We start from the raw sequence: 16,410 nt of genomic DNA on the forward strand, positions 1-16,410 counted from the left end.
CGACTCACCCGACTCACCCGGCTCACGCGGCGCCCCCGTTGCTCCCGCTCCGTACGGTCCGCCCGGCATGCCCGGCGTGCCTGGCGTGCCCGGTGAGGAGCACGCCCCGCCGTCGTCGTGCGAAGGTCAGCGCCCCGGTCAACGCCATGAACGCGACTCCGCCGGCACCGAGCACCGCGGCCGGCACCTCCTTCTCCGCGGTGGGCCCGGTCCCGGTCTCGACACCGCCGACCGGAATGGATCCCACCGCGGCGCCCCGGACCTCACCGCAGTTGGTCGGGGCGGTGGCCTCCTGGGGCAGTTTGGGATCGAGTTCGCTCTTGCCCGCGCCCTGGAAGTCGTAGGTGTTGTTGTGGTTGCGGTCGATGCCGTGCTGCACGATGTGCAGGTCCTTGATGTGGTCGACGACCGCCTGGGAGACGGGGATGGTGCGCTCGTAGGAGAGCTTTCCCTGTGCGTCGGCCTTGGGCATGCGGTCGACGGCGAGGCCGCTGCCCATCGCGTCCGTGGGCCCCTTGGTGGTGAGCGAGATGTTGATGTTGCCGTAGTCGACCGTGGCTTCGGTGTTGGTGAGGACTCCGTCGCCGTTGGTGTCGTCGCTCGCGTCCGGGCAGTGGAAGTCGTGGCCGTCGGTGGAGCCGTGGAGGTGCTGGGCGGAGGGCTGCCCGGGCACCAGCCCTTCCGACTCGATCTTCACGGTCAGCTGATGGCCCTTGATGCTGAGCATCGCCGTGCCCTTGGAGCCGGAGTTGTTCAGCTGCGACAGGTTGATCTGGTACGCCCCGTTGCCCTCGGCGAAGGCCAGGGACGAGCCGCCCGCGGTGAGGGTCAGGGCGGCGGGCAGAGCGACGAGTACGGCGAGTCGGCTGGTGCGCTTGGTTATCACGTTCGTTCCTTTTCCGGCGGCCTCCGCGAAGGAGGGGGGACCGCACGTCGTCCGGAGGCGAAGCGACACCTCAGCGAGGCATCAGCCGTGATTCGGAGCCACAACCCCCGCGGATGGGTGGCGGGTTGCAAAATTTTGACGCCGCGCTCCGCCCCCTCCCCGCACATGCCGATGCCCCACCCGGTGGTGTCGGGTGGGGCATCGGCTGACCGAGGCCGCGAGGGCCCCGGGTCCGTCTACTTGAACCAGTACCGCACGCCGTGGTGGTGGCTGCAGGTGCCGGAGAAGTGGCGGCTGTAGGACCAGGTGCCGTCCTTGCACTTGGCCATGACACCCGCGGGGTGCTTGACGTGGGTGCCACAGGTGCCGGTGGTGTGGTGGGCGCAGTGGACGGTGGCGGCTTGGGCGGTGCCGGCGCCGATGGTGACCGGCGCGATGACGGCGGCGGCGAACGCGGCGGCGGCGATGGCGCTGCGGATGCGGCGTGCCGGACGAGTGGAGTTGAGCAAGGTGCCCCCCTGGCTGGTTCTGACTGGAGGCTTGAGTGTGGCGCGCGAGCGTTCCGCATGTGAGGGAAAGCTGACCGTTGTGATGGTTGTGTGACCTTCGGGAGCAAAAGGTCATCGTGGGCACCTGGGTGGGCGCAAGGAGACGGCCGGCTCACCGGTCGGGTTTCACCGAAAGGCGCTCCCGACCGCCACCGGTCGCACGAACCGGACCGATGATGGGGACGTGACTCCGAAGGCAACGACGGTCCCCGGGACGCGACTTGTGTTACTGCGCGGCAACAGCGCCTCCGGCAAGAGCTCCGTCGCCGCCGGCCTGCGCGAGCGGTACGGGCGGGGCATCGCCCTGGTCGGCCAGGACAATCTGCGTCGCGTGGTGCTGCGCGAGCACGACATCCCCGGCGGCGCGAACATCGGCCTGATCGATCTGACCGTGCGGCACGCCCTGGCGCACGGCTTCCATGTCGTATTGGAAGGCATCCTGTCCGTCGCCCACTACGGGGACATGCTCACCGCGCTCTTCGCCGACCATCCGGGCCGCACCCACGGCTTCTACCTGGACGTCCCGTTCGAGGAGACCCTCGCCCGGCATGCCACCAAGCCGATCGCCGGCAAGATCGGTGAGACGCTGCTGCGCTCGTGGTACCGGCCGCTCGACCTGCTGCCCGGCGACGTCGAGACGGTCATCCCCGCGACCAGTTCCCTCACGGGGACGATCGACCGGGTGATGCGGCAGTCCGGCCTCGCCGAGCTAGCCGAGCCCCGGCCCGGCGACTGAATCCCCCGGCGGGCGCCCCGGCCGTGACAGCAGCCGTCCGGGCGCGCCCCTCTCCCACCCCGAACCGACGCCTCCGCCTCCGGCGCCGGCCGCGCGCCGCTTGGGCGCAGGCACCGGCCGCGTCCTCCACCTGCGCGTGCCGACTACCCGAACCCCACGCCATAAGTTAGGTTAGGCATACCTAAGTAACCCGCTTGGTGTCTTCCTACCCGCGCCTGGAGCCCGGATGCGCCCCTTCAGCAACCGCGCCGCCACCCCGACCGCCGCCGAACGCGTCCGGTCGATCCTGGCTGCCGCCCATTCGATGACCGTGGTGAGCGACGGGCAGCACACCGAAGTGCGCCGCCTCGACGGCACGGGGGCGATGGGCCACTTCCACCTGCACGCGCCGTTCGAGGGCCCCGACGCCCAGACCTCGACGCGCGTCCCGGTCCGCCTGGAGCTGACCGACATCGCCCCCACCCCCGTACGCGACCGCTTGCGTGCCCGCGTCACGCTGACCGGACTGCTCATCGAGCCCTACGACCCGGACGCCGCGACGAGCACCTGCATGGAATTCGGGCAGGCCGTCCTCGAAGACGCCCAGGGTCGGGCCTACGTCACCCTCCACGCGCTCGGGGCGGCCGACGTCGACCCGATCGCGACCAGCGAGGCGGGCATGCTGACCCACTTCGTCGACGACCACAGCGAATTCGTTCCGCTGCTGCTGCGCCTGGTCCGTCCGCAGCCGGACAGCGGCATGCTGCGCGCCCTGCCGGTGGCGGTGGACCGCTACGGGGTGACCCTGCGCCTGGAGTACCCGCACACCCACCACGACGTCCGGCTGCCGTTCAAGACGCCCGTGACCGACATCGAGCAGGCCGGTCCCCAGATTCACGCCCTCCTGGCCACCGCGCGCCGCTTCTCCCACACCGGCCACCTGCTGACCTGATCCCGCCGGGCGGCGCGCTCACTTGCCCGTGGGGTGCGGATTGCCGAGGTAGGGGAACTCGTTCAGCAGGTCGGTGTGCGGCGCGAGCCCGGTGGGAGGAATGTCGCCCGCCGAGAGGAAGGCGAGCCGGTGGTTGATGACGTCATCGGTGAAGACGCGCCCGTTGGGATACCGCGCGGGCTTCGAGGGGTCGAAGGTCAGCATGTCGGGGAGGATGCGGTCGGCGTCGATCGCCGCGATCGCCGCTTCCCGGGTGTAGTTGCCGGTGTGCCCCATGAGGTGGACGAACAGATCGGTCCACCGCTCGCGGTCGTTCACCGGCTCGCTGGCGTTGTACTCCTCCTTTGTCTCGTCGGTGTTGAAGAAACTGCTGACGGACGGGTGGCCCGCACGGTCGGCGTGCACGAGCCGGCCGTCCTTGCGCACGCTGCAACGGCCCCAGATGCGGATCTCGGGGTCGGCCCGCAGCTCGCTCGTCGGCAGTTCCACCACCGTCGAGAACACATTGGCCTCCGTGTTCGAGTCCACGCCGGTCCACGGTGACGCGCCGCCGAGATGGGGCGCGGTGAAGTTCCTGCCGCCTCGGGTGTCGTAGAGGTTCTTGATCCCGTCGAAGTCGAAGAAGAAGGCATCGCTGCGGCTGCCGGCGAAGAACGTGTAGGGGCCGGCAGTGACGCGGTTCGCCTCGGTGCCGAAGGACACCTCGGCGTCGGCGACGACCTTTTCTCCGACGACCTCGGCCGAGCGCGCCTCCTCACCCTTCGCGACGTAGACACTGAAGGTCTGACGACCGTCTCGCGGCGGCGCGAAGACATAGCTGAAGGCGATGTCGGTGAGGCAGTCGCCGTCATTGTCGATGTTGAGGCGGTAGATGGCGTCGGGGTGCATGGCGTCGGCGTTGGGATTCGCGTTGAGGATGAGCACCGTCCTCGCCGGGTCGGCCGGGGACTGGAAGGCGTAGAGGTCACAGAGGTCGAGCCGCTGGTCCCCGAGCGGTGGGCCGAGGCTGAGACCGGTGAAGTGATTCGACATCCTGCATGTCCTTTCGCTGCTGCCGGGCCGTCCGCCAGGCGGTGCCGGGATCTGGCGCCGGGGAAGGCGGGATGCGCTCTCCGCGCAGAGGGGCCGCCCCTCACGATCGGAGACATTTGAGCATGAATGCCGTGATATCGGTCGGATGCCCGGCCCGCCTGGCAGGCCCCGTTCAGCCACCGGTGTCTCCGCGCCGCGGCTCCCCCGCCGCGCGGTACGACAACTCCTCCGATCAGAGCTGCGACCCGGCGGCGACCCGGCCGCGACCTGCGGTGGACGGCGGCCGGCGGCCGGCGGCCGGCGGCCGGCGGCCGGCGGCCGAGCGGGCAACGACCCCCACGCGACCGCCGACACGGGTGACGCGTCCGGGCAGTGTCGCGCCCGGGCGGCGTCCTACCGGGCCGATTCCGTCCAGGTGACCGGGAGTTCATGGACGCCGTAGATGTTCATGTCGGTCCTGAGTTTCACCTCCTCGGCGGGGATCGCCAGCGCAAGGGTCGGGAAGCGGCGCAGCAGTCCGTCGAAGCCGGCGCGCATCTCGATGCGGGCCAGCTGCTGGCCGAGGCACTGGTGGATGCCGTGGCCGAAGGACAGGTGGCCCCGGGCGTTGCGGTGGATGTCCAGGGTGTCGGGGTGGTCGAAGCGCAGGGGATCGCGGTTGGCGGCCAGCAGGGAGACCACGACGGTCGAGCCCTCACGGATGGTTTGACCGCCGAGTTCGATGTCCTCGGTGGCGTAGCGGTAGAGGACGTCGACCACGGACAGGTAGCGCATCAGCTCCTCGACGGCGCCGGGCAGCAGCTCCGGCCGCGCGCGCAGTTCGGCCAGCTGCTCGGGGTGCTCCAGGAGCGCGAAGGCGCCCAGTGCCAGCATGTTGGCGGTGGTCTCGTGGCCCGCGAGCAGCAGCAGGAAGGCGGCGCCGGTCAGCTCCTCGATGGTGAGGTCGTCATGGCGGGCCAGGTCGGAGAGTATGTCGTCGCCGGGGGTGGCGCGCTTGCGCGTGACGAGTTCGGACAGGTAGGTCGTCAGTGCGCCGTACGCGGCCATCTTCTCGTCAAGCGGCTGGTCCTTGACCAGGAACTTGGCGGAGTTGACCTGGAAGTTCTCCCGGTCCGCGTAGGGGACGCCGAGCAGTTCGCAGATCACCAGCGAGGGCACCGGCAGCGCGAACTCCTTGACCAGGTCGACCGGCGGGGCCAGTCGCGCCAGTGCGTCCAGTTGCCGCTCGGCGATGTCGGTGATGCGCTCTTCGAGCATCCTCATGCGCTTGACGGTGAAGGCGCCGGTGAGTCTGCGCCGCAGTCTGCTGTGGTCCGGCGGGTCCATGGCGATGAACATGCCCGGGATCTGCGGGGACGGTTCGGTGCTGACGGGCATGCCGGGGGTCTCGTACGGCACATGGAGAACGCCGAGGTCCTGGCGGGAGCTGAACCGGGTGTCGGCCATGAGCCGGCGGACCGCCTCGTATCCGGTGACGAGCCAGCCCTCGTGGCCGTCGGGGAAGAGCATGGGGCTGACGGGGCGGGCGTCGCGCAACTGCGTGACGCGGCGGGGCGGGTCGAAGGGGCCGGCGTCGCGCTCCATCGGGAGGCCGTGCGGGACGGGAACGGGCTGAGTCATCCGATGTCCTCTCGGTGCGGTCGGACGGCGGCGGGCGCCGCCGTCCGACCGCACACGCGTAACAGTGGCGTGGGCATGACAGAGAAGTGCAAGGCGGAGATGCGCTGGAGCTCCTCCCGCTCGAAGACTGAAGCAGCGGGAGGCCGGGGTGAGTGGGCGAGGCTGCCGGGTGCGCGGGGATGGTCAGGACTTGGCACGGAGGATGTCGATGTTGCCGAATCGGGTGCGGGCGCGGACCTCGACGGTGTCCTCGGCCTTCTCCGGGGAATCGGACGCGGCGAGCGCGTTGCGCACCTGCCCGGCGCTGGAGCTGACGTCGAGCCAGGCGGCCGTGCCCTCGCGGATACCGACCTCGATGGCACCGTGGGAGGTCTCCAACTGGACGGTGCCGCGGACCACTTCGCCCACCCGCACGGTGCCGTTCGCGGTGGCCGCGGAGACCGAGCCCTCGGCGCGCACGATGTCGATGTCGCCGTTGGCGCCGTTCACCCGCAGCTCCCCGGTCGCGGCCCCGACGGTTGTGGTGCCGTGCGAGTTCTTCAGGACGGCGGGTCCGTCGACAAGGCCGACGCGCAGGCTGCCGGAGCTGGTGGTGATCTCGGCCTTGCCCTCGACGCGGTCCACGGTGATCGAGCCGTGCGACGCGGTGAGGTGCAGCGGCCCGGTCGCCTCCAGGCGCACATCGCCCGAGGAGGTCTTCACCCGGACCTCGCCGAGCCGGCCCTCGCCGAGCACCTGGGTCCAGGCGCCGGTCAGGTCGACGCGGGAGCCGGTGGGCAGGTCCACCGTCACATCGACGGTGCCGGTGCGCCCGAGCAGATGGCGCTGCTTGGGCGTCCGGACGGCCAGGACGCCGCTGGTGTACGTCACCTCGGTCTGCTCGGCGGCCCGCACGTCCACGTCCCGCCCCGGGTCGCGGGGCCGCACCTCGACGACCGTGTCGGGGCGGTCGCCCGCGGTGAAGTGGATGGAACCGGCGTAGACATGGGCGGTGGTCGAAATCGGTTCGGGAGTGTCGAAAGAAGGCATGGCTGTTCCGTCCTCGTGAGTCCTGGAGTCGTCCCCGCTGGTGGGACGTGGTGTGGGTGGAAGTGGAGCGGGCGGGCGCGGGCGCTGCTAGCGCACCCAGCCCGTGAAGTTCTGTCCGACGGTGTGGGTCTTCTCCGCCGTGCGTGGCCGCGCGCCGCCGTCGACCGCGGCCGACACGGCGCGCACCAGCCACGCGTTGACCGACAGGCCCTCGCGGTTCGCGGCCTCCTCGGCGCGCGTCTTGAGGTGGGCCGGCAGGCGCAGATTGACGCGGGCGATGCCACCGTCGTCGCCGTCCGCGGGGGGCGGCGCCGCGAGTGGTTCGGCGGGCGCGGCCGCCGCTTCGTGCGGGACGCCGGCGCCGGGCGGCAGCGTCACCACGAAGTCGGGGTCCAGCCCTCGCAGCCGTACGTCGACGGAGCCCGGGGCGAGTTCGCGGGTGATCTCGTCCATCGCGGCGGAGAGCACGTTGAGCATGGTCAGACGGGTCGCCGACTCCAGCGGAGTGGTGAGCCGCTCGGCCAGCTCGCGGGCATCTTCCCCGCCTGCCTCGGCGGCCACCGCGAGTTCGCGGCGGAGGGTGTCGACATACGGCGTGAGGTCCATGACGTCATCATGGCACCACTGTGGCACCACGCGCAAGACCGGATGGCACACCACATCGAGTGAGCGGGACAGAGACCGCCCTGACCTGCGGAAATGAAAGAAAATGAGCTGCACCATCGCGGCGCCATGCATGCCCGCGGCACCTTCGGGGGCAGGGAGTGGCGCCGGATGGTGCCACGTGGCACCACCTGATGCCACCCGGCACCACACGGGACCCGCGGCAGCCTACGGAGCCGAGGCCCCGCCCCCCTGCGACCCGCCCGCGAGGTAGCCGGTGAGCATGGTGACCAGCTCGTTCTCCAGGCGGGCGGGGTCGAGCGGGTCGGGTGCCGCGATGAGCTGGTGGACGAGGAGTTCGACCGTGGAGACGACGAGGCGCGCGGCGATGTGCACGTCGGCGACCCGGCTTTCCGGATGGTCCTCGATCAGCTTGCGGACATAGGCGGTCCGCGCCTGCTGGTAGCGGGAGGTCTTCTCCAGCAACTCCGGGGAGCGGGGCGCCTGTTCGATCATGACGCGGAGCAGCTGCGGGTCGTCCAGGTGGTTGTCGATCGCGAGGCGCACATACCCGCGGATGACGTCTTCGAGGGGGCGGAGCGGCCCCTCGTCCTGCTGGCGCGCGGCGGCGGCCATTCCCACCTCCAGATGGCGGGCCAGCAACTCCATCAGGATCGCGTCCTTGTTCGGGTAGTACTGGTACAGCGAGCCGATGGAGATCTGTGCCTGCTCGGCGATCCGGTTGGTGGTCCCGGCGGCATAGCCGTACTCGGCGAAAACGTGAGCAGCGGCCGCGAGGATCCGCTGCCGGGTCAGCTCCGCACGGGCCTGACGGGGCTGTTTACGTGGCTGGAGTCCGCCTCGTCCCGATGTCATGACACCTCCTGGACAGCACCGCGAATGCGAGTAGCGCGGGACCTGAGTAATTGCTCACAATGGTGCCATGACCTGCGGCGGAACGGTATGCCGCGCTGTCTCGCGCGGTCGCCCGACCGACCCCCGATCCGGAAGGAGCCCTCCGTGATCCAGACCGCTGCACGCCCCCGGCGGCTCTCGCCCGCCGATGTCCGTGCGCGGCTCGGCGAGCCCGAGGAGATGATCAAGGCCAAGATCCAGGACCGCATCGACGCACACTTCCACCGCTTCATCGCCCACTCCCCCTTCCTGACGATGGCCACGGCGGACGCGGCGGGCCGGGCCGACTGCTCGCCCCGCGGCGACTACCCGGGGTTCGTGAAGGTCCTGGACGCGCACACGCTCGCCATCCCGGACCGGCCCGGCAACAAGATCGCCGACTCCTTCCGCAACCTCGCCGAGAACGACGGGATAGGGCTGGTCTTCCTGATCCCCGGGCTGCCCGAGATGCTTCGCGTCAACGGCAGCGCCTACCCCACCGACGACGCCGACGTGCTCGCCCGGATGCGGACCGAGGCGCGCGAGCCGGAACTCGCACTCGTCGTGGACGTCGCCGAGGCGTACTTCCACTGCGGGCGGGCGCTGCTGCGCTCCCGGCTGTGGGACCCCGCGAGCCAGGCCCTCGCCGACGAGATCCCGTCGGCCGGCGAGATGGTCGCGGCGCAGTCAGGTCTCGACATCGCCCCCGATGACATCAACGACGCCCTCCAAGAGGCCTACCGCAAGCTCTACTGACCACAACTCCCGCCCTGCCCCGGGACTTCCCCTAGGACCCTTCATGCAGCACACCGTCGTCGACCGCATCGAGAAGATCGCCGAAGACACCGTCGCCCTTCACCTGCGCGGTACCTCCGGGCCGCTCGCGCCCTGGGAGCCCGGAGCCCATATCGACCTGGCGCTGCCCAACTGGCTCACCCGGCAGTACTCGCTGTGCGGCGACCCGGCCGACCGGGACTCCTACCGCGTCGCCGTACGCCACGAACGGCTCAGCCGCGGCGGCTCGGAGTATGTGCACCGGTTCCTGCGCCGGGGCCGCGCCCTCGACGTGTCCCTCCCCCGCAACCACTTCCCGCTCGTCCCCGCGCCCGGCTACCTCTTCCTCGCGGGCGGCATCGGTATCACCGCCCTGCTGCCGATGCTGCGCGCGCCCGCCGCGGCGGGCGTCCCCGCCTCCCTCGTGTACGTCGGGCGCTCGGCCGGGGCCATGCCGTTCGCCGAGGAGCTGCGGGCCTCGTACGGCGAGCGGGTGCGGATCGTCGCCACCCGGGAGGAGGGCAGGCCGGATCTCGCGGCCCTGGCCGCCGAATCGGCCCCCGGCACGCTGGTCTACTGCTGCGGCCCCGACGCGATGCTCGCCGCCGCGGAGGCCGCGTTCCCGGCCGAGCGGTTGCGTGCGGAACGGTTCCGTCCGGCGCACCGGACGTTCGGCCCCGACACGGAGTTCGAGGCGGTGTGCGCGCGATCGGCGCGTACGGTCCGGGTGGCGGCCGACGACTCGCTGCTCGACGCCCTGGCCCACGCCGGGTACCCGCTCCCGTCGGGATGCCGTGAAGGCGTCTGCGGAAGCTGCGCGCTCACCGTCCTCGACGGCGAGCCCGACCACCGCGACGACATCGGCGCCCCGGAGGGCCGGATGTACGCCTGCGTCTCCCGGGCCCGGTCCGCGCGCCTCGTCCTGGACCTCTGACGAGGCGGGCACCGGGCAGGCCGACTCCTCGTGGCCGCGGCGGTGCCGGCCGGCGGAGCCGCCGCCGTCAGCCGGACCGCGGACCGTGCGCCTCGGACAGTGACGCGGCCAGCCGGGGGCGCAGCACCTTTCCGGTCGCGGTGCGCGGGATCTCCGGGAGGGGCACGATGCGCGAGGGCAGTACCGCCTGGGGGAACCTCGCCCGCAGCGCGGCCCGCGCACCCGCGGTGTCCGCGGCGGGGGCGAGCACCACGGCCGCGACGATGCTCTCTCCGGTGAACCTGTCCGGGACGGTGACGCAGGCCGCGTCGCGGACTTCCGGAAGGGCGCGAAGGACGCGGTCCATCTCCTCCAGCGACACGGTCTCCCCGGACACCTTGGCGATGTTCTTCAGCCTGCCGGTGAGGACGAAGTGGTCGCGCCCGTCCTCCACCACCCGGTATCCCAGGTCCTGGGAGTGGAACCACCCGTCGCGGAAGGCCTCCGCGGTGGCCTCGGCGTTGCCGGCGTAGCGGGACATCACGTTGAAGCCCCGCATGCACACCTCGCCGATCTCCCCGGGACGCACCGGACGGCACTTCTCGTCGAGCACCGCCACCTCGTTGCCGGGGACGGCCACACCGACCGAGGGGATGTCCGGATCCAGCATCAGCCGCCGGTAGCCGTCCTCGGACAGGTCCGCCGGCATCGTGGTGGAGAAGTTCGTGGTCTCGGAGAGGCCGTAGCCCTGGAGCACCCGGGCGCCGAGCCGGTCGGACACCGAGCGGGCGGTGCGGGTGGTCAGCGGAGCCGCCGCGGAGACGAAGTAGTCGAAGTCCGGCGGCACTTCGGGGCCGCGCCAGGTCTCCGCGAGCGCTTCGAGGATGCCCGGGACCACGCTCGCGATGCGCGGACGGTAGTGCCGCAGCGTCTTCGGATAGCTCATCGGCGAGAACGACTCGGCGAGCACCGTGTGCGCCCCGGCCATCATGGCGCCCAAAACGGTGAAGTGGGCTCCGTTGACGTGGTGGATGGGCAGGCAGCCCAGCAACCGGTCGCCGGGGACCAGGCCGTGGTGGCGGCGCACCGCCTCGGCGTTGGCCACGGCGTTGCGGTGCGACTGGGCGACGATCTTGGACGCCGCGGTGGAGCCGGACGTCGCGAAGTACAGCGCGTCGGCGGCCGGGTCGACGGACGGCAGCGGCAGCGCGCGCTCCGCCAGGTCCTCCCAGTGCGGCAGGGTGAGGGAGCCCGCGTGCGGCGCACCGGTGCCGGGCGCGTGCAGCACCACCGGCGCGCCGACGGCCCGGAGTTGCTCCGCCCGGCGCTCGGCCGGATCGTTCGGGCCGAGCATCAGCAGGCCGAAGCCGGCGCGCAGCACGCCCAGTATCGCCAGCACCGAGGGCACATCGTTCGTCGGCGCGAGGGCGAGCGCGGCCGGGCGGTCGGTGCCCCACTGGGCGCCCAGCCAGCCCGCGAGCGCGCGGCTCGCGAGGTCGGCGGTGCGGTAGTCCAGTGTGGTCTCGGTGCCGTCGTGCGCCACGGCGGTGATCAGTGGTGCGTCGCCCCGGCGCCGCGCGAACCAGTGCAGGGCGTCGAACGGGGTGCGCCACGCCGAGAAGGGGAAGCCGGGGTCGGCTCCCAGATAACTGTGGGCGCGTTCGCGGTCAGCGGAGGTCATCGAACAGCCATCCCTCGTGGTTCACCGTGCGTCTGCGGAATTCTGCGGGGCGACCTCGCCGGCCCGGTCGTGCGTCGCGCCCGCCGGGTCGGCCGGCTGCGGCACGGCCTGGGTGCGGCGGGTGCGTTCGGCCCAGGCCACCACCGCTCCGGCGGGCAGCACGGACAGCAGGAACGCGCCGCCCAGTACGAGCCAGCCCGGCGGGCCCCCTTGGACCACGAGGACGGTCAGCAGGGTGGGCGCGAGCATCATGGCGGTCGCGTAACCGGTCATCGCGAAGCCCTGGTACTGGCCCTGCTTCCCGGCCGGGGCGAGGCTGAAGGTGATGTGCCACGAGGCCGCCGAGACCAGCAGTTCGCCGCCGACGTGCAGGGCGCCGGCCAGCACCAGCAGCACGCTCGACACGAGCGGCGAACCTCCCGCCGAGGCGGCGAACACACCGCAGGCGGCGCAGAGCGCCACCCCGGACCACCGGAACGCCCGTACGGCGCTGGGCATCGTGGTCACCCGCACGCCGATGCGCACCTGGAACAGCACGACGCTGACCGTGTTCAGCACGAACAGCACGGTCACCAGCGCCGTCGAGGCATGGGTGTACCGGGTGATCCACAGCGGCAGCACGATCTCCAGCAGCACCGTGTGCAGGGCGAGCACGGCGCCGAGCGCGGTGAAGACCGCGAACGGGCCGTCGCGGAAGACCGCCCATCGGGGCTCGTCCGGCGGCGAGTCGGGCGCCGGCGGGACCGGGGGCAGGGTGGCGAGCATGGCCGCGGAGGCGAAGAAGCCCAGCGCGTTCACGATGATGACCGCCGAGAACGCGGTGGCGGTGCCGATCTGCAGGGCGATGCTCGCTCCCGCGGCGCCGACGCCGATGCCGACGTTGTTCATCGACCGGACCCTCGCCTGCGTGCGCACCACCTCGTCGCCGCCCACCAGCCGCGCGATCAGCGCCTGCTGCGCGGCACGGGAGCCGCGCTGCGCCGCGGTGAACAGGCACGCCATCAGCACGAAGACCGGGAATCCGCGCACCAGCAGATAGCCCGAGGCCGCGACCCCGTTGAGCGCCACGAGCAGGACGGCGACGCGCTGCGGGCCCCGGCGGTCGGCCAGGTGCCCCAGGGGCACGCCGACCACGAGGCCCAGCGCGCAGGCGATCGTCAGCCCCAGGCCCATCTCGGTGAGAGTGAGGCCGCCCACCCGGGTGAAGTAGATCGCCGAGCAGGTGGCGAAGGCGCCGTTGCCCGCGGTCATCAGCAGGCTGGCAATGACCAGCCTGCGGGTGGGGCTCAGTCTCGCTAACATCAAGGAATTGCCTTCCTGGGTGGTGCCGTTGGCCGATTCAGGACAGCAGCAGTCGAGGGCGGTGGACGTCCAGCCAGGTCGCGAGGTTCAGGCTGCGCTCCAGTCCGCTCCGTGCCGCCGGGCCCGTCTCCCCCGCCACGGCCTTCTCCAGCCACGGCCTGCTGATCAGGCCGAACACCGGGTGCCCGGAGTCGACGAGCAGCTCCTTGGCCTGCTGCCGCAGCGCGGTCAGATAGCCCGGGTCCTGGATGGAGGGGTAGGCGCTCTTGACCCGGTCGGCCACCGACGGCGGCAGCATGTCCCGGACGGCCGCACGCAGCAGGCTCTTCTCGCGCCCGTCGAAGCTCTTCAGCGTCCAGGGCGCGTTGTGCACGTACTCCACCAGCCGGTGGTCGCAGAACGGCACCCGGACCTCCAGGCCGACGGCCATGCTCATCCGGTCCTTGCGGTCCAGCAGCATGCGCATGAACCGGGTGATGCCCAGGTGCGAGGTCACCCGCCGGGTGCGGGCCTCGGCGTCGTCTCCGGGCAGCTGCTCGACCTCGGCGACCGCCTCGGCGTAGCGGTCCGCCGTGTAGGCGGGCAGGTCCAGCGCCTGGAGCAGCTCCGGGCGCAGGACGCCGCCGTCCCGGCCCTGGCTGCCCGAGGGCACCCCGTTCGCCGGTGACATCCACGGGAAGGTGCCGGCCCGTTGCGCCGCAAGCGACCGGTGCCAGTGGTAGCCGCCGAACACCTCGTCGGCGCTCTCCCCGGACAGGGCCACCGCCGAGTGCTGCCGCACCGCGTGGAACAGCCGGTAGAGCGAGACATCGGTGTCACCGGTGCCGGCCGGGATGTCCCGGGCGGTGATCACCGCGCGGCGGACGGCCGGATCGGCGAGCGAGTCCGTGTCCAGCACGATGTCCGAGTGCACCGTGCCCACGTGTGCGACCACGTCCCGTACGTAGGGCGTGTCCGGGGTGGGGCGGGCCGGGTCAGGTATGTAGTTCTCGGTCTGTCCGGCGAAGTCGACGGAGAAGCTGTGTGCCTTGTCGCCCTGGAGGGACAGCTGCCGCGCGGCGAGGGCGGTCACCGCGCTGGAGTCCAGTCCGCCGGAGAGCAGCAGGCACAGCGGGACATCGGCGACCAGCTGCCGGGAGACGATGTCCGCCAGCAGTTCGCGCACCCGGGAGACGGTCGCGTCGCGGTCGTCGGTGTGTTCTTGCGAGGCCAGCGCCCAGTAGACGTGTTCGCGCACACCCGTGGCGTCGACCGTGACCACCGTGCCGGGCTTCACCTCGCGCATGCCCGCCCATACCGCGTGCCCGGGCGTCTTGACGAAGCCGAAGAGCTCGCGCAGTCCGTCCAGGTCGACGGTCCCGGTGGCCAGCGGGTTCGCCAGGATCGCCTTGGGTTCCGAGCCGAAGAGCACGCCGTCCGCCGTGGGCTGGTAGTACAGCGGCTTGACGCCCAACCGGTCGCGGATCATGACCAGTTTCGCCGAGCGGGGGTCCCAGACGGCGAAGGCGTACATGCCGTTGAGCCGCTCGGCGACCGCCTCGCCCCACTCCAGATAGCCGCGCAGCACCACCTCGGTGTCCCCGGCGGAGCGGAAGACGTGCCCCCGGCGGCGCAACTCCTCGCGCAGTTCGCGGTAGTTGTAGACCTCGCCGCTGTAGACCATGGCCAGCGGGACGGCGGGGGCGTCCAGTGTCATCGGCTGGGTGCTGCCGGCGAGGTCGATGACCGCCAGCCGCCGGTGGCCGAGCGCGGCGCGGCCCCGTGGCTCGGTCCAGGTGCCGTCCGCGTCGGGACCGCGGCAGGACATGGTCGCGGTCATCGCGTCCAGCGTGCGCCGCTCCCCGTTCAGGTCCCGCTCGAAGGCGATCCATCCGGCGATACCACACATGCGACTGTCTCCCTGGGCAGGCGGAACGGGGGGCTGAGCGGATCCGGGCAGGTCACCGGGGTACCGGCGACGCGGCACTCAGCGCATGGCGTATACGGCACAGGCTGCGCGTGCGGCCCAGTAGCGCCAGCGTCTCGTACAGCGGGGGCGCCACCGGGCGGCCGGTCAGGGCGACACGGAGCGCACCGAGCGCCGGCCGGGCCTGCTTGCCCAGCCCCGTCCTGAGGCAGCTCCCCACCGACTCCGCCGTCCAGTCCGCCAGCCCCTCCAAGAGGTCCGCGACGACGCGCAGCGCCTCGTGGTCACACGCCGCCGCCGACTCGTCCGCACCGGCCCGGTCGGCGACCGCGTCATCGGGGAAGAACAGGAACGCGACGGCCTCGGCGGCCGCCGTCAGCGTCTTGGCGGACCGCTGCACCAGTCCGGCGGCCCGGCACAGCATCTCCCGCTGGGCCGCGTCGGGCTCCGGCGGCAGCGCCCCCGACCGGATCACGTACGGCAGCAGCGCCGCGCCGTAGTCGGCGATGCTCAACCGGCGCAGATGCGTGGCGTTGGTCTCGGTGAGGCGTGCCACGTCCAGCCGGACCGGGTGCGCCCGCATCCGCCCGACGTCGTAATCCTCGATCAGCTCCTCGCGGGTGAAGACGGAACCGGTGGCGGAGTGCGACCAGCCGATGGACGCGAGGTAATTGACCATTGCCTCCGGAAGGAATCCGCGCTCCCGATAGCCCAGCACCTCGGCCTCCGGGACGGCGCGGCTCAACTTCTTTCCCCGCGCGTCGAGTACCGGCGAGATGTGCCCCAGACGCGGAATGTGCGTGGTGATTCCGAGGCGCTGCAGGGCGGCGTAGACGGCCAATTGGCGCGGCACCGAGGAGAGCAGGTCGTCCCCGCGCAGACTGTGCGTGATGCCCATCAGCGCGTTGTCGAGGGTGTTCGCCAGCGCGAACAGCGGATCGCCGTTCGCGCGCACCATGACGGGGTCGGGGGTGTGGCCGGCCGGAAAGACGATCCTGCCACGCACCAGGTCGTCGAAGACGACTTCCTCGTCGGGCATCCGCATCCGGAGCACCGGGGTGCGTCCCTCGGCGCGGTAGGCGGCCCTGCGCTGTTCGGACAGCTCGCGGTCACCGTTGTCGTAGCCGGCCGTCGGCGGGCGTCCGGCCGCGTGGTTGCGCGCCTCGATCTCTTCCCGCGTGGAGAACGACTCGTAGAGTTCGCCCGCCTCGAAGAGCCGCTGCGCGGCGTCGAGGTGGATCTCGCGGCGTTCGCTCTGGAGGTAGGGGCCGTGCTCTCCGCCGACGCCGGGGCCCTCGTCCCAGTCCAGCCCCAGCCACTCCAGCACCTCGGTCAGCGGCCGGTAGTACTCGGCCATGCCGGTGGCCGCGTCGGTGTCCTCGATGCGGAGCACGAACCGGCCGCCGTGGTGCCGGGCCAGCGCCCAGTTGACGACGGCCGCGCGGATCAGCCCGATGCTCGGCGGTCCGATCGGGGACGGGCTGAAGGCGGTGCGCACGGTCTCGGGCGCCGCCGCGGACGCGTCCGGCAGGTGGGGGGTCGCCGTCTGTTGCAT

At 71.6% G+C, this 16,410-nt stretch carries 15 protein-coding genes; 4 read left to right on the forward strand and 11 right to left on the reverse strand.

All coding sequences use genetic code 11. The annotated features are described in order from the left end of the window. Positions 1 to 22: 22 nt before the first annotated feature. Both IEY78_RS08425 and IEY78_RS08430 read right to left on the reverse strand, forming a co-directional pair. Entirely contained in the window at positions 23 to 886 is an 864-nt protein-coding gene (locus IEY78_RS08425) for a GVDTG sorting domain-containing protein (protein WP_229699787.1), read from the reverse strand. 236 nt (positions 887 to 1,122) lie between these two features. Then, the gene (locus IEY78_RS08430; protein WP_189096979.1) at positions 1,123 to 1,395 is read right to left on the reverse strand and encodes a DUF3761 domain-containing protein; all 273 of its coding nucleotides are present in this window, start codon (positions 1,393 to 1,395) and stop codon (positions 1,123 to 1,125) included. Between the two features lie 223 nt (positions 1,396 to 1,618). On the opposite strand from IEY78_RS08430, the gene IEY78_RS08435 reads away from it, so the two are divergent. Then, positions 1,619 to 2,170 (forward strand): P-loop NTPase family protein, encoded by a 552-nt coding sequence (locus IEY78_RS08435; protein ID WP_189096980.1) that lies wholly within the window; start codon positions 1,619 to 1,621, stop codon positions 2,168 to 2,170. 226 nt (positions 2,171 to 2,396) lie between these two features. After that, complete coding sequence (locus tag IEY78_RS08440) at positions 2,397 to 3,101, forward strand: DUF2470 domain-containing protein (RefSeq protein WP_189096981.1); 705 nt, start codon at positions 2,397 to 2,399, stop codon at positions 3,099 to 3,101. An 18-nt stretch (positions 3,102 to 3,119) separates the two neighbouring features. Here the strand turns inward: IEY78_RS08440 and IEY78_RS08445 are convergent, their stop codons facing one another. The 5 genes from IEY78_RS08445 to IEY78_RS08465 form a co-directional block, all read right to left on the reverse strand. Further along, the gene (locus IEY78_RS08445; protein WP_189096982.1) at positions 3,120 to 4,133 is read right to left on the reverse strand and encodes a DUF4331 family protein; all 1,014 of its coding nucleotides are present in this window, start codon (positions 4,131 to 4,133) and stop codon (positions 3,120 to 3,122) included. 393 nt (positions 4,134 to 4,526) lie between these two features. Continuing rightward, positions 4,527 to 5,753 (reverse strand): cytochrome P450, encoded by a 1,227-nt coding sequence (locus IEY78_RS08450; RefSeq protein ID WP_189096983.1) that lies wholly within the window; start codon positions 5,751 to 5,753, stop codon positions 4,527 to 4,529. A gap of 183 nt (positions 5,754 to 5,936) precedes the next feature. Beyond that, positions 5,937 to 6,782, reverse strand: coding sequence for a DUF4097 family beta strand repeat-containing protein (locus tag IEY78_RS08455; protein ID WP_189096984.1), 846 nt, complete (start codon positions 6,780 to 6,782; stop codon positions 5,937 to 5,939). A gap of 87 nt (positions 6,783 to 6,869) precedes the next feature. Beyond that, entirely contained in the window at positions 6,870 to 7,388 is a 519-nt protein-coding gene (locus IEY78_RS08460; protein WP_189096985.1) for a hypothetical protein, read from the reverse strand. Between the two features lie 225 nt (positions 7,389 to 7,613). Then, entirely contained in the window at positions 7,614 to 8,261 is a 648-nt protein-coding gene (locus IEY78_RS08465) for a TetR/AcrR family transcriptional regulator (RefSeq protein WP_189096986.1), read from the reverse strand. Between the two features lie 144 nt (positions 8,262 to 8,405). On the opposite strand from IEY78_RS08465, the gene IEY78_RS08470 reads away from it, so the two are divergent. Both IEY78_RS08470 and IEY78_RS08475 read left to right on the forward strand, forming a co-directional pair. Next, entirely contained in the window at positions 8,406 to 9,035 is a 630-nt protein-coding gene (locus IEY78_RS08470) for an MSMEG_1061 family FMN-dependent PPOX-type flavoprotein (RefSeq protein ID WP_268240258.1), read from the forward strand. A gap of 43 nt (positions 9,036 to 9,078) precedes the next feature. Further along, positions 9,079 to 9,987 (forward strand): PDR/VanB family oxidoreductase, encoded by a 909-nt coding sequence (locus IEY78_RS08475; RefSeq protein ID WP_189096988.1) that lies wholly within the window; start codon positions 9,079 to 9,081, stop codon positions 9,985 to 9,987. Between the two features lie 67 nt (positions 9,988 to 10,054). Here the strand turns inward: IEY78_RS08475 and IEY78_RS08480 are convergent, their stop codons facing one another. From IEY78_RS08480 to gltX, 4 genes are read right to left on the reverse strand one after another with little or no spacing between them, the layout of a single operon-like run. Next, entirely contained in the window at positions 10,055 to 11,647 is a 1,593-nt protein-coding gene (locus IEY78_RS08480) for a class I adenylate-forming enzyme family protein (protein ID WP_189096989.1), read from the reverse strand. Between the two features lie 21 nt (positions 11,648 to 11,668). Then, positions 11,669 to 12,949 carry an MFS transporter gene (locus tag IEY78_RS08485; protein WP_189096990.1) on the reverse strand — a complete coding sequence of 427 codons (1,281 nt, stop codon included), beginning with the start codon at positions 12,947 to 12,949 and terminating at the stop codon, positions 11,669 to 11,671. 37 nt (positions 12,950 to 12,986) lie between these two features. Then, positions 12,987 to 14,837: an asparagine synthase (glutamine-hydrolyzing) gene (asnB, locus tag IEY78_RS08490; protein ID WP_189096991.1), complete on the reverse strand. Its 1,851-nt coding sequence runs from the start codon at positions 14,835 to 14,837 to the stop codon at positions 12,987 to 12,989. Between the two features lie 52 nt (positions 14,838 to 14,889). Next, complete coding sequence (gene gltX, locus IEY78_RS08495) at positions 14,890 to 16,410, reverse strand: glutamate--tRNA ligase (RefSeq protein ID WP_189096992.1); 1,521 nt, start codon at positions 16,408 to 16,410, stop codon at positions 14,890 to 14,892.

The sequence above is a fragment of the Streptomyces kronopolitis genome, assembly GCF_014646275.1.
Taxonomy (GTDB): domain Bacteria; phylum Actinomycetota; class Actinomycetes; order Streptomycetales; family Streptomycetaceae; genus Streptomyces; species Streptomyces kronopolitis.

Excerpts from the sequence above, each read along its gene's own strand:
- IEY78_RS08440 (WP_189096981.1), top strand. The coding sequence starts at position 2,397 with ATGCGCCCCTTCAGCAACCGCGCCGCCACCCCGACCGCCGCCGAACGC.
- IEY78_RS08445 (WP_189096982.1), bottom strand. The coding sequence starts at position 4,133 with ATGTCGAATCACTTCACCGGTCTCAGCCTCGGCCCACCGCTCGGGGAC.
- IEY78_RS08450 (WP_189096983.1), bottom strand. The coding sequence starts at position 5,753 with ATGACTCAGCCCGTTCCCGTCCCGCACGGCCTCCCGATGGAGCGCGAC.
- IEY78_RS08455 (WP_189096984.1), bottom strand. The coding sequence starts at position 6,782 with ATGCCTTCTTTCGACACTCCCGAACCGATTTCGACCACCGCCCATGTC.
- IEY78_RS08460 (WP_189096985.1), bottom strand. The coding sequence starts at position 7,388 with ATGGACCTCACGCCGTATGTCGACACCCTCCGCCGCGAACTCGCGGTG.
- IEY78_RS08465 (WP_189096986.1), bottom strand. The coding sequence starts at position 8,261 with ATGACATCGGGACGAGGCGGACTCCAGCCACGTAAACAGCCCCGTCAG.
- IEY78_RS08475 (WP_189096988.1), top strand. The coding sequence starts at position 9,079 with ATGCAGCACACCGTCGTCGACCGCATCGAGAAGATCGCCGAAGACACC.
- IEY78_RS08480 (WP_189096989.1), bottom strand. The coding sequence starts at position 11,647 with ATGACCTCCGCTGACCGCGAACGCGCCCACAGTTATCTGGGAGCCGAC.
- IEY78_RS08485 (WP_189096990.1), bottom strand. The coding sequence starts at position 12,949 with ATGTTAGCGAGACTGAGCCCCACCCGCAGGCTGGTCATTGCCAGCCTG.
- asnB (WP_189096991.1), bottom strand. The coding sequence starts at position 14,837 with ATGTGTGGTATCGCCGGATGGATCGCCTTCGAGCGGGACCTGAACGGG.
- gltX (WP_189096992.1), bottom strand. The coding sequence starts at position 16,410 with ATGCAACAGACGGCGACCCCCCACCTGCCGGACGCGTCCGCGGCGGCG.